Source organism: Streptomyces sp. NPDC017979, from assembly GCF_044328175.1.
Lineage (GTDB): Bacteria > Actinomycetota > Actinomycetes > Streptomycetales > Streptomycetaceae > Streptomyces.
This window is the reverse complement of sequence record NZ_JBIRGU010000003.1, coordinates 94,335-106,778: the sequence shown is the minus strand read 5'-3', so window position 1 is coordinate 106,778 and position 12,444 is coordinate 94,335. Positions and strand designations below refer to the sequence as shown.

The following is a 12,444-nucleotide window of genomic DNA, read 5'->3' as shown; positions in this document are numbered from 1 at the left end:
GCGAGACCCTCGCTAGGTCCTGGTCCGGGTTCGCCACAGGTCGCGGAGGAGGGCGATCTCGGCCATGTGGTGGATGAATTCGAGGTTGCTGCCCGTCAGCACGAAGGCGTACGGGTCGTCGGGCGCGGAGCCGTAGGGGTACTGGGAGAAGCCGACGGTGTCGAGTTGCTCCTCGGTCACGGTGGCCACGCCCTCGCGCCAGCGGTCGATCGTCGCCCAGAACCGCTCGACGGCCGCGTCGGCGGAGGGGCTGAAGTCGACCATCAGCTTGGGGTCCCGGCGCCGCTCGCCGAAGGTCCACTCCCACTCGCCCGCGAAGCAGTAGTGCAGGTGGCCCAGTCGCCAGGCGATGGTGGTGACCGGGGCGTCGTCGGGCGGCGGCGGGCCGACGTGGGCGAGGACCTGCTCGACCCGCTCGACGGTGACGCTCCAGTCCTCGGCGATCTTCGCGACGGTCATCCCGCCGGCGACCTGCCGGGCGACTTCGGCGTACTCGCTCGCCGGGATGTCCGGGGCGCCCTGGTCGAGCAGCCACTCCCCCGGCCCGAACGCCCTGGGCGTCGTCGCTTCGGCCCGGCGCCGGATCGACCAGCAGTCGGGTGCCGGCTCCCACAGGTACTCCTCGTCGCTGAGCCCCGCGAGCCGTACTTCCGCCATCTCCCTTGCCCAGTCGAACTGTTCCAACAGCAAGCCCAGGCGGTCCATCCGTACCTGCCCGTCCCCCATGTCCGGCTCCTTTCGCGCGCCCGTGGATCTCGCGGGCCGTGCTCCAGCGCAAGCTAGCGGCCCGCACCGGCCGGCGCGACGGCTTTCCCTGCCGGACCGCACCCGGACCGCGCCCGGAGCCGTACGCGTACGATCGGCCCGTTCCGTCCGCCGTACGAGGAGTGCTTCGGTTGAGCGTCGCCGTTCCGCCGCCCCGCGCCGCCGCCGGACCGTTGGTGGTCGACCGGCTGACCCGCATCGAGGGCGGCGAGCGGTTGGGATCCCTGCTGTGGCGGGCCGGGCCGGGCTGGCGGATGATCAGCAGCGCCGTGCTGGGCGGAGGGCTGGGCGAGCGTTCCTGGGTCCTCAACGCCCAGGTCGCCCACGGTTACCTGCGCACCGACCCCGACGCGCACCTCGCCGAGCTGGCCGACGCCTCGGGGGCGCTCGGGCCGGGGGTGGGGCTCATGACCGCCGCCGACGTCAGTGCGTACGGGTGCGGGCACGACGGCGGAGTGGACGCGGTCGCCACCGCGGGCCTCCGGGTCCGCGGCTGGGCCGCTGCGCCATCCAGCAGCCCCGCCCCGTCCAGCAACCCCGCCGCGAACGCAGCCGCAGCCACGGCCACCCCGCCCGGCACCATCAACGTGATCGTCGCGCTGCCCGTCGCGCTGACCGACGCGGCCTTGGTGAACGCGGTCGCCACGGCCACCGAAGCCAAGGTCCAAGCCCTGCTCAGCGCCGGTTACGACTGCTCCGGCACCCCCACCGACGCGGTCTGCATCGCCGTGCGCACGCCCCGCGACGGCGCCGAGGTCCACCCCTTCGCCGGCCCCCGCTCGCTGTGGGGCGCCCGACTGGCGCGCGCCGTGTACGAGGCCGTACGGACGTCCGTACCCGCGCCGTGTCCACCAGGCGCCGCTGACCTGCGGAGCCCCGCAAGCACTGGGTGACGCGTGTTACACTCCCCGGGAAGATCATCATGTAGTCGAGGAGTGGCAGACGTGTTGGTGGGTGACGACGACATCTCCGGGTGATACCCGGATCTGACGGCCACCGGCCGGTGCATCGGAGCACCGCCGCAAGTGGCCCCTCAGTCGTCCCCCTTTCCCCGTCTGCCGAGGCGGCGGCCCCTGCGTGCGCCGCGCCGCCCTCCGCACCGTCTCCTTCGAGGTGGCTCCATGTCTGTGTCTTCTGTTGCGCCTTCTGCTGCTTCTTCCGTCGTCTGCTCGAACCTGTCCTTCGCCTGGCCCGACGACACCCCCGTCTTCGAGGACCTGTCCTTCAGCGTGGGCACGGGCCGCACGGGACTCGTCGCGCCCAACGGCGCCGGCAAGAGCACCCTGCTGAGGCTGATCGCCGGCGAGCTGCGGCCCGGCGCCGGTGCGGTGTCCGTCAACGGCACGCTGGGGTACCTGCCGCAGAGCCTGCCGCTGACCGCCGACCTCACCGTGGCCCAGGTCCTGGGCGTGGACGCGGTGATCCGGGCGCTTGACGCCGTCGAGTCCGGGGACGTGGCCGAGGAGCACTTCGCGACCATCGGCGACGACTGGGACATCGAGGAGCGCACCCGCGTCCAGCTCGACCGGCTCGGTCTCGACGGGCTCGCCCTGGACCGCGCCCTCGGCACGCTCAGCGGCGGCCAGGTCGTGTCGCTCGGGCTCGCCGCCCAGCTCATCCGCAACCCGGACGTGCTGCTGCTGGACGAGCCGACCAACAACCTCGACCTCGAAGCCCGCCACAAGCTCTACGACGTGCTGGAGGGTTGGCAGGGCTGTCTGCTGCTGGTCAGCCACGACCGGGTGCTGCTGGACCGGATGGAGCGGATCGCCGAGCTCGGCCGCAGCGAACTGCGCCTGTACGGGGGAAACTTCACCGAGTACGAGGCGGCGGTGCAGGCGGAGCAGGAGGTCGCCGAGAAGAACGTGCGCAACGCGGAGCAGGAGCTCAAGCGCGAGAAGCGGGAGATGCAGCAGGCCCGGGAGCGCGCCGAGCGCCGGGCGAGCAACGCCGCGCGCAACCTCAAGAGCGCCGGCCTGCCGCGCATCTTCGCCGGGAACATGAAGCGGGGCGCGCAGGAGTCCGCGGGCCGGGCCGGGCAGATGCACTCCTCCCGGGTGAGCGAGGCGAAGGCCCGGCTGGACGAGGCGGGCCGCGCGCTCCGCGACGAGCAGCGCATCACGCTGGACCTGCCGGACACCGACGTGCCCGCCGGGCGCACCCTCTTCCTCGGCGAGGGCCTACAGACGCGGCTCGGGGAGCGGGCCGCGTTCGGCGCGGCGGGCGTCGACCTGACGGTCAGGGGGCCCGAGCGCATCGCGCTGACCGGCCCGAACGGCGCGGGCAAGACCACGCTGATGCGGCTGATCAGCGGGGACCTGGCGCTCACGGGCGGGGAGGTGCGGCGGGCCGACGGCCGGATCGCGTACCTCTCGCAGCGGCTGGACCTGCTGGCGGCGGACCGTACGGTCGCGGAGAACTTCGCCACGTTCGCCCCGGGCCGTCCGGAGGCCGAGCGGATGAACCTGCTCGCGCGCTTCCTGTTCCGGGGTGCCCGGGCGCACCTGCCGGTCGGGGTGCTCTCCGGGGGCGAGCGGCTGCGCGCGACGTTGGCGTGCGTCCTGTGCGCCGAGCCGGCGCCGCAGTTGTTGCTGCTGGACGAGCCGACGAACAACCTGGACCTGGTGAGCGTGGGCCAGTTGGAGGGGGCGCTCACGTCGTACCGGGGGGCGTTCGTGGTGGTCAGCCACGACGAGCGGTTCCTCGCGCAGATCGGAGTGAACCGCTGGCTGCGGCTGGCGGACGGCGCGCTCAAGGAGACGGGAGCGGCGCAGGTGTGACCCGCTGACGTGTCGATGACCGGGCCCGCCCGAGGCACTCGCCCGCAGGCCGAGCGAACGATCACGTTGGATGGACTGACACCATGTCGCAACCCGCCCTGCTCGCCCATGACCTCGTCCGCGTACTCGCCGGTCGACGCGTGCTCGACGGCGTCGGCCTCACCGCCTCCCCCGGTCACCGCATCGGACTGATCGGGGAGAACGGAGTCGGCAAGTCGACTCTGCTGCGTCTGCTGGCGGGGGTGGACGAGCCCGAGTCCGGCTCCGTCACCCGCCCCGCCGACGTGGGCTTCCTCCGCCAGGAGGTGTCGTACGAAACGTCCTGGACGATCGCCGACGTACTGGCCGACGCACTGCGCGAGGCCCGGGAGGACCTTGCCGAACTGGCGCGCCTGAGCGAGGAGGTCGCCCTCGCCCCGGAGGGTTCGCCGGGCCACGCGGAGCTGCTCGACGCGTACGGCCGGCGCCTGGAGCGGGCCCAGGAGCGGGACGCCTGGGACGCCGACCGGCGCGCCGGCCTCGTCCTCCAGGGGCTCGGTCTCGGGGCGCTCGGGCACGAGCGGCGGGTGGACTCGCTCTCGGGCGGACAGCGCGGGCGGCTGGCGCTGGCCGCGTTGCTGGTGCGCCGCCCCTCGGCGCTGCTGTTGGACGAGCCGACGAACCACCTGGACGACGAGGCCGCCGCGTTCTTGGAGGAGCAGGTGCGGGAGCTGCCGGGTGCCGTGGTGCTCGCCAGCCACGACCGGGCGTTCTTGGACGCGGTGTGCACGGACGTCGTCGACCTGGACCCGGCCGTCGACGGACCGGTGCGCTACGGCGGCAACTACAGCGCCTACCTCGCGCAGAAGCGGGCCGAACGGGTGCGCTGGGAGCGGCGGTACGCCGAGGAGCAGGAGGAGTTGGTCGCGCTGCGCCGCTCGGTCGGCGTCACCGCCCGACTCGTCGCGCCGGACCGGGAGCGGCGGGACAACGAGAAGATGGGGTACGACTTCCGCGCCGACCGGGTGCAGAAGCAGGTGTCGCGGCGGGTGCGGAACGCGGCGCGCAGGTTGGACGAGTTGCTGCGCACCCAGGTCGACGAGCCGCCGGAGCCGCTGCGGCTACGGCGCACCGAGCTGGCGGCGGAGCCGGCACCGGACCCTGCGACCGGGGCGGACCGGCCGTTGGTGGCGCTGCACGACGTACGGGTGCCGGGCCGGCTGGCCGTTGAGCACCTGGAGGTGTCGGCGACGGAACGCCTGCTGGTCACGGGCGGCAACGGGGCAGGGAAGTCCACGTTGCTCGCGGTGCTCGCGGGCCGGCTCGCGGCGGACGGCGCGGTGCGACGCCGGGACGGGCTGACGGTGGGGCTGCTGGCGCAGGACACCGTCTTCGACCGGCCGGAGCGCACCGTGCGGGACACGTATCTGCGTTCGCTCGGCGCGGAACGGGCGGAGGCGGTGCCGCTCGGCTCGCTGGGCCTGGTGCACGGCGGGGACCTGGACAAGCCGGTGGGGCACCTGTCGGTCGGGCAGCGGCGCCGGTTGGCGCTGGCGCTGCTGGTGGCCCGTCCGCCGGCGCTCCTGCTGCTGGACGAGCCCACGAACCACCTTTCGCCGAGGCTGTGCGACGAGTTGGAGGCGGCGCTCGGCAGCGGGCCGGGGGCGATCGTCGTGGCCAGCCACGACCGTTGGCTGCGGCGGCGCTGGCAGGGCCGGGAGCTGCGGATGACGGCGGCGCCTGCGGACGGGGGGCAGGGGTAGGCGGTACGGGTGGGGCGGGTGCGCTCCGTACGGGCCACCCGTTCCGCCACCTCCCGCACGGAGCGCACCCGCTCCCCGCAGATGGTGGCGGGCTCGTCGGGGCGCTGCTGCACGGCGCCGTGCAGAGACTGGGTGAGATACCTGAACACCACCGCTCATTAAGTTAGGCCGCATTCACCATCAGAGAGCCGTCTCGGAACTGTCGACATATGTACACCAAGTGTGGCGACCACTAGTTGACACGTCACACCCTAGGCAGTTAGCCAATATTTACTTATGCTGCGCTGGTAGCCATGTGTCGAACCCTGCGGAACGGAGGTCGGGATGAGCGGGACCGTCCCTGCCGGAGCTCGGAGCCTGACCGGATTCCTCAGCCTGGAGCGTTTGGACCGCGACCTCTTCCGGGGCTGGTGCCACGAAGGGCTGCCGCTGCGCGCCTTCGGCGGTCAGGTCGCGGCCCAGGCGCTCACCGCCGCCGGCGGCACGGTGGGCGGCGGCGGGGTGCAGTCGGCCGTGCACTCGCTGCACGGGTACTTCCTGCGCGGCGGTGACCCGGCCCGGCCGATCGTGTACGCCGTGGAGCGGCTGCGCGACGGGCGCGCCTTCTCCTCCCGCCGGGTGACCGCCCGGCAGGAGGGCGAGGTGATCTTCACGCTGTCGGCGTCGTTCAAGTCGACCGAGGACGGTTACGACCGCCAGCCGGCGATGCCGGCGACGCCCGCCCCCGACGCCGTACCGGACCTCTTCGAACTGTGGGCGCAGACCTCCCCCGCGGACTTCGAGCAGTTGGTCTTCCCCTACGCCCTGGAGGTGCGGCGGCTGCCGGGCCCCGCGGAGCCGACGACGCCGGGGCTGACCGAGCAGAAGTTGTGGATCCGGGCCACCGATCCGCTGGGGGACGACCCGCTGCTGCACGCCTGCGCCCTGGCGTACGCGTCGGACCTGCTGCTCGCTCCGACCGCGGCGCTGTCGCTGGAGCGGCCCCGGCCGCTGCGGGAGGAGCCGTCCTCGGTCTTCATGACCTCCCTGGACCACGCCATTTGGTACCACCGGCCGTTCCGGGCCGACGAGTGGCTGCTGTTCTCGCAGCGCAGCCCGTCGGCGGCGGACGGCCGGGGGCTCGCCTTCGCCGACGTGTGGGGGCACGACGGGCGGCTGATCGCGCACGTCGTCCAGGAGGCGGTGCTCAGGCCGGCGAGGCCCGCGCGGTAGTCGTCCGGCGGGCCCCGCTCGGGTCCGCAGCGCCTCGGCGTCCCAGCGGCCCGGGGCCTCAGGCCGCGCGGGAGCGCGCCGCGCACGGATCACCACTCCGACACCCAATGCGCCCATCGCGTCACCCGATCGATGGATTTTCGGAGTAGTGCGATGAGCGGTGGGCAGCCCGTTGCGGACGACAGAAGCATCCGACGCAGGGGGCGGGCCGATGACGCAGGAGCAACACCCCGGAGGGCAGCAGGACCAGCAGGGGGCCGGGGCGGGCGCGGGCCGGCGCTCCGACGAGGCCGTCATGGCCGTGGCCGGGGCCGTGGACCTGGTGCTCGAACAGGCCGAGGGGGCGTTACGACGGGTGCGCGCCCTGCTGAGCAGATCCGACCTCCTCGATCTCGCGGGCGACGTGCGCGAGGACCTGGTGGCCCGCGGGCGCAACAGCGGCCTGGGCTCGGCCCTCACCCCCGGGTCCGTGCCGTCCGTGGGATCCCTGGCACTGGGCGAGCCGCACATGGAGTTGGTGGCACGACGGCTGCGCGAAGCGCAGGCGGACGCCACCGGCCGCGCGCCGGCCGGCGCGCCCGAGGGCGCCGGCTGATGACGGCGTTCGCGGCCGACAGGGCCGGCGCCGGCGCACGACACGGGCGTCCGGAGCAGACCGCGGTGCCCCTGAGCACCCTGAAGGCGCGGATCGATCACGAACTGGGCGTCTTCGCCCGGGACGAGACCGCGCTGTTGGAGGCGATCGACCCCGAGTTGAAACCGCTCGGCGACCAGCTCCGATCGATCGTGTCGCGCGGCAAGCGGCTGCGCGCGGCGTTCTGCTACTGGGGCTGGCGGGCCGCCGGCCGGGACGACGGCGACGACGTCGTACGGGCTGCCGCGGCCATGGAGTTGGTGCACGCGGCGGCCGTCGTGCACGACGACATCATCGACCACAGCCCGGTGCGGCACGGCCTGCCCACCGCGCACCTCGCGCTGGCGCCGCCCCGGAAGGAGTGGCCGAACGGCCCCGGTCGAGCGGCGGCCGGCCGCGCTCTCGCGCTGCTCACCGGTGACCTGTTGATCTCCTGGGCGGGCCAGCTCTTCACCGACTGCGGGCTGCCGAGCGGGTATCTGAACCGGGCCCGGCCGCTGTGGGCGACGCTCGCCCGCGAGTTGGTCGCCGGGGAGTGCCTGGAGGTGCTGCGCACCCGCCCGGGCGCCGACGGCGCCGCGGACCCGCGCGACTCCCTCCAGATCGTCCGGTACAAGACGGCGAAGTACACCGTGGAGCACCCCCTCCACATCGGCGCCCTCCTCGGCGGGGCGCCGCCCGCGCTGCTGGAGACGTTCACGGCCTACGGCGTACCGCTCGGCGAGGCGTTCCAGCTACGGGACGACCTGCTGGGCGTCTTCGGCACCCCGGGCGCGACCGGCAAGTCGAACCTCGACGACATCGACGGGGCCCGGCCCACGGTGCTGCTGGCCCTGATGAAGCAACTGGCGTCGGACGGCGAACGGCGCGAGCTGCGGGCGGTGTTGGAGCGCCGATCAGGCGCGCAGCGGCTCGACCGGTTCCGGGAGCTGGCCGAGCGCACCGGGGCCCGCCGCGAAGTGGAGGACCTGATCGCCGCGCGGGCCGAGTCGGCGGCCGAGGTCGTGGACGCGGCGCTGACGGCGGGGCGGCTCGCGCCGCACGTCGCCACGGCGCTGCACGAGTTGGCACGCCACTGCCTGGCCCGGGCCGCCTGACCCCGGCCCGCTGCCCCGATCGCCCCCCGATCCCGCCCGACACCCGAGTTCGTACGAATCGAGAGGAAGCCTGCGCCATGACCTCCACCGGAGCGGAACAGACGTCCGGAGCTGACCGGGTCGACAGAGCTGGGCACGGTTCCGGGCAGGGTGCCGGGGCCGGAGCCGGGGAGGGCGCCGGGGCCGGCACCGTCCCGACGTACACGAACGAGTCCCTGAACGCCCTGCGCCTGGTCGGCGACGAGTTGGCGGACGCCACGGTCGCGGAGTTGTTCGAGCGCGGCGAGATGGGGAAGTTCAACACCCTGATGCGCTGGTTCTCCACCGCCGGTCAGGACCTGCCCGAGGGGCTGCCCGACGTCGCCCGCGAATACCTCGAAGCGACCGCGATGCCGCCCTCCTGGGTGGACTGGGGCGAGATGGAGCGGGCCCGGCTCTTCTTCATCGACAACAACGTCCACGTGTCGACGGCGCTCTCCTTCGCCTCGATGCCCGCCTGCTACGCGATCCCGCACGTGGCGAAGTTGCTGAGCGCGACCCATTCGCTGGAGTACCCCTCCCGGCGCATGGCGGAGACCGGGCAGTTCACCGTCTACCTGATGCAGTCGAACGCCTTCGAGGCCGGCAGCCGCTTCATCCCGGCCGCGCAGAAGGTCCGGCTGCTGCACGCGTCGATCCGCCACCACCTCCGGCGCGAGGACCGCTGGGACGTGGCGAACCTGGGCGTGCCGATCTGTCTGGAGGACATGATCGGCGGCCAGGTCGCGTTCTCCCTCACGGTCCTCGACTCCCTGCACCGGCTCGGCATCCACATGTCGAACGAGGGCGCCGACGCGTACTACTACGCCTGGCGGGTCGTGGGCGCGATGCTCGGCATCGACCTGGCCCACATGCCGAAGGACCTCGACGAGGCGAGGCTCTTCGGCGACCTGTACCTCACCCGCCACATGGGCCCCTCGGAGGAGGGCGTCCGCCTCACCCGTCAGCTCATCGACCTGTACGAGGAGGTCGTCCCCGGCACGGTCTTCGACCCGGTCGTCCCGGCGATGATCCGCTACCTCGTCGGGGACACCGTGGCCGACTGGTTGGACGTGCCCCGCTCCGCGGTGTGGGACTCCGCGATCCGCGCCGCGCCCGCTCTGCTCGGCGTGCTGGAGACCCTGGAGGACCGCTCCCCGCTCGCCTCCTGGGCCCTGGACCGCCTCGGCCACTACACCAGCATCTTCGAGCTGAGTTCGCTGACGCGGGGGCGGGTGATGCAGTACGCCATCCCGGAGCAGTTGAAGAACGAGTACGGCGTGTCCTCGGCGAAGGCGCGCCTGGACCGCTGGACCCCGCCGCCGCTCACCCCCACCGGGGGCGCGCCTTCTTGAGGGGCGGCCCTCAGGGCTTCAGGGCTTCAGGGCTTCAGGACGATCTTCCCGGAGACGCTGCCCTGTTCGCTGTCGACGTGTGCCCGCGGCGCCTGGGCCAGCGGCAGCACCTCGGCGACCGGCACCCGCAGCCGGCCTTCCGCCGCGAGGCGCGCGTGGGCCGCGAGTTGCTCCACGCTGCGCTCGGCCTTCGACGTGTAGATGACGCCGTACTTCGCGGCGTCCGGGTCGGCGATGGTGACGATGCGTTCGGTGGTGCCGCCGCGCAGTTCGATGGAGTCCGGGAGCGCGCCCTTGCCGGCCGTGTCCAGGACCGCGTCCACCCCGTCGGGGGCGACCGCGCGGACCCGGGCCACCAGGCCGTCCCCGTACGCCACCGGCGTCACGCCGAGGGCGCGCAGCGCGGAGTGGCGGGCGGCGGACGCGGTGCCGATCACCCGGGCCCCGCGGGAGAGCGCCAGTTGCACGGCCGCCGTGCCGACGCTGCCCGATGCGCCGTGGATGAGGATCGTCTCCCCCGCTTCCAGGTGCAGCAGGCCGAGGGCGCGCTGTGCGGTCTCGGCGGAGGTCGGGAGGGCCGCGGCCTCCTCGAAGGAGAGCCCGTCCGGCTTGCGCACGACGACGGTGGCCAGAGCGTACGGGGCGTATCCGCCGGTGTCGGTGAAGCCGAACGCCTCGTCGCCGACGGCGAGATGGGTCACGCCCTCGCCCACCTCGTCCACGACGCCGGCCGCTTCGACGCCGGGGACCTGGGGCAACGGGGTCGTGAAGACGCCTTGGAGGGAGCCGCTGCGGATCTTGTGGTCGTACGGGTTGACGGCGGCGGCCACGACCCGCAGGCGGACCTGGCCGGGGCCGGCGTGCGGGTCGTCGACCTCCCGCAGTTGCAACACCTCGGGCCCGCCGAACTCCTCGTACTGGATCGCTTCCACCGCTGCCGCCCTCTTCCGTCGCCCGCTCCCGGTGCACTCGCGCACCGTCCGATCTGGTCACGGTAGGCCGCGGCGGGGCCGCGGGCCGGGCGGTGCGCTCCCCGCGGCGGGGCCGGGCACCCGAACGGACGAGGAGGGGGGCGTGGGCGCCACACCCCGAACGGCTCGCCTACCCTGGCGTGATGCGCACACGACGGACAGGCGGCACGCCGTGACACGACGACGCACCGGGCCGGGGGCGATCGGTCTGGTCTGCCTGCTGGCCCTGACCGCCGGGTGCAGCACCGCGCCGTCGGGCGGGTCGAAACCGTCCGGCTCCGCCGGCTCCGCCTCGCCCGTCACCACCTCCGCCGCGCTGCGCGCCGCGGAGGCGCAGACGGTGTTCGAGGAGTACGCCGAGGTCAACGCCGCCGCCGACGCCGCGCTCGACGACACCGCGATCGCCCGGGTGCAGACCGGTGCGCTGTTGCGGGAGTCGTTGGCGGAGTACGCGGTCGCCCGCGAGGCGCGGCGGAAGGTGCCCGTCACCTCGTTCACCCGGCCCACCTTCCTGCTGCCGTCCGGGAAGGCCGACGCGCACCCGCGGTGGTTCGCGTCGATCAGCAAGTGGCGGGGGCGCGAGGACGACCGTCAGTCGGCGCTGCACTACTTCGTGCAGGAGGAGAAGGACGGCCCGTGGCGGGCCGCCGCGGCGTCGTGGGTGGTGACCGACCCGGGCGGGGCGCGCCCGCCGGCCGCGCCGCCGAAGGTCTCCACGGGCAAGGTGCGGACGCAGCCGCCGGTGCTGCCGACGCTGGACCGCGCGGCGACGGGCACCGTACGGCTCTCCCCGCGGGCGTCCGAAGCCCGCGCCGCCTGCCGGGACTTCGCGGCGCGCCTGAGCTTCACCGTCCCCGACGGCCGTGCGCCCGGCGACCGCTTCACCGCGGGGCCGTTCACCGAGGACCTGGTGGCGTACGCCAACGGGCTCGCCGACGAGGCGCTGGAACGCAGCTACGCCTACCGTGCGCAGGAGGACTTCGAGCCTCCGGTGTTCCGGCTGTCCACGGGCGGCTCGCTGGTGCCGTGCACCCTGACCCGCGAGCACCGGGTGACGGGCCGGGACGGCGCCGCGGTGGTGTTCGACGCGGGCTCCGACACGGACGTGCTGCTCGGCGGCGGCGAGCGGCAGTGGCGGCGGGTGACCGAGGTCAGCAGCGTGAACGCGCTGATCGCGGTGCCCGCCCGCGAGGGGGTGCCGGCGACGGTCGTCTCCTGCGACTGCTACGACCCGCAGACGGTGTCGGCCACGGGGCGCCCGTAGGGCGTGCCCGCGGTTTCGTTCTGCGCCTGTGGACGTATCCGCCGTAGCCCTGCGGGAGCATTGGTCTCCACCGGCCGGTGGTGGGCCGTTCGCGCAGTTCCCCGCGCCCCTAAAAGCCTCCGCCCCCAACCCGCAGACGATGTCGGCCACCGAACGCCCGTAGAACATCCCCGCGGTTTCGTTCTGCGGCTTCCGGCAGTGCCGCCGCCTCGGCAGGCGCGGTAGCGCCGTGATGCGTGGGCAGGGATGGCGTCTGCGGCCCGGTGGTGGGCCGTTCGCGCAGTTCCTCCCCCTGTTCCCTGCGGTCACGGGGGCACCCCCACCGGTGCCCAGCGGGCGTGGGGTGCCCCCCAGCGCCCATGTTCCGCTGCCCCCATCGCTTACCTGCGGGACGAGGGTCTTAGGGGCGCGGGGAACTGCGCGACGAGCCCACCACCGGGCCGCAGGGGTCATCACTCCCGCAGGGAAACGGCGAGGGTGGTTAGGGGCGCCGAGGGTCCCCCGGCCCGCTGGGCACAGGTGAGGGTGCCCCCCGTGACCGCAGGGAACAGGGGGGAGGAACTGCGCGAAGAACTGCTTCCGCGGGGTCGCCGCGGACGGGTGGGG

The 12,444-nt window shown here is 73.7% G+C and carries 10 protein-coding genes; 8 read left to right on the top strand and 2 right to left on the bottom strand.

What is annotated here, in order from left to right; translation table 11 throughout:
* Positions 1–12: 12 nt before the first annotated feature.
* Positions 13–726 (bottom strand): DinB family protein, encoded by a 714-nt coding sequence (locus ACH4E8_RS10075; protein ID WP_398446275.1) that lies wholly within the window; start codon positions 724–726, stop codon positions 13–15.
* 170 nt (positions 727–896) lie between these two features.
* On the opposite strand from ACH4E8_RS10075, the gene ACH4E8_RS10070 reads away from it, so the two are divergent.
* The 7 genes from ACH4E8_RS10070 to ACH4E8_RS10040 all read left to right on the top strand — a co-directional run bounded on the left by ACH4E8_RS10070 (position 897) and on the right by ACH4E8_RS10040 (position 9,603).
* Positions 897–1,658, top strand: coding sequence for an adenosylcobinamide amidohydrolase (locus ACH4E8_RS10070; RefSeq protein ID WP_398446273.1), 762 nt, complete (start codon positions 897–899; stop codon positions 1,656–1,658).
* A gap of 228 nt (positions 1,659–1,886) precedes the next feature.
* Positions 1,887–3,545, top strand: coding sequence for an ABC-F family ATP-binding cassette domain-containing protein (locus ACH4E8_RS10065; protein WP_398446271.1), 1,659 nt, complete (start codon positions 1,887–1,889; stop codon positions 3,543–3,545).
* Between the two features lie 83 nt (positions 3,546–3,628).
* Positions 3,629–5,287, top strand: a complete 1,659-nt coding sequence (locus tag ACH4E8_RS10060) for an ABC-F family ATP-binding cassette domain-containing protein (RefSeq protein WP_398446269.1) — start codon at positions 3,629–3,631, stop codon at positions 5,285–5,287.
* A 324-nt stretch (positions 5,288–5,611) separates the two neighbouring features.
* Positions 5,612–6,499, top strand: coding sequence for an acyl-CoA thioesterase (locus ACH4E8_RS10055; protein ID WP_398446267.1), 888 nt, complete (start codon positions 5,612–5,614; stop codon positions 6,497–6,499).
* Between the two features lie 211 nt (positions 6,500–6,710).
* On the top strand, positions 6,711–7,094 hold the full coding sequence (locus ACH4E8_RS10050; protein WP_398446265.1) for a hypothetical protein: 384 nt from the start codon (positions 6,711–6,713) through the stop codon (positions 7,092–7,094).
* Entirely contained in the window at positions 7,094–8,230 is a 1,137-nt protein-coding gene (locus ACH4E8_RS10045; RefSeq protein WP_398446263.1) for a polyprenyl synthetase family protein, read from the top strand. The genes ACH4E8_RS10050 and ACH4E8_RS10045 overlap by 1 nt, the downstream gene beginning before the upstream one ends.
* 77 nt (positions 8,231–8,307) lie before the next feature.
* On the top strand, positions 8,308–9,603 hold the full coding sequence (locus ACH4E8_RS10040; protein ID WP_398446261.1) for an oxygenase MpaB family protein: 1,296 nt from the start codon (positions 8,308–8,310) through the stop codon (positions 9,601–9,603).
* Between the two features lie 26 nt (positions 9,604–9,629).
* On the opposite strand, the gene ACH4E8_RS10035 is transcribed toward ACH4E8_RS10040, so the two are convergent.
* On the bottom strand, positions 9,630–10,535 hold the full coding sequence (locus ACH4E8_RS10035) for an NADP-dependent oxidoreductase (protein ID WP_398446259.1): 906 nt from the start codon (positions 10,533–10,535) through the stop codon (positions 9,630–9,632).
* Positions 10,536–10,746: 211 nt separating this feature from the next.
* On the opposite strand from ACH4E8_RS10035, the gene ACH4E8_RS10030 reads away from it, so the two are divergent.
* Positions 10,747–11,838 (top strand): hypothetical protein, encoded by a 1,092-nt coding sequence (locus ACH4E8_RS10030; RefSeq protein ID WP_398446257.1) that lies wholly within the window; start codon positions 10,747–10,749, stop codon positions 11,836–11,838.
* The last annotated feature ends 606 nt before the right edge of the window (positions 11,839–12,444 follow it).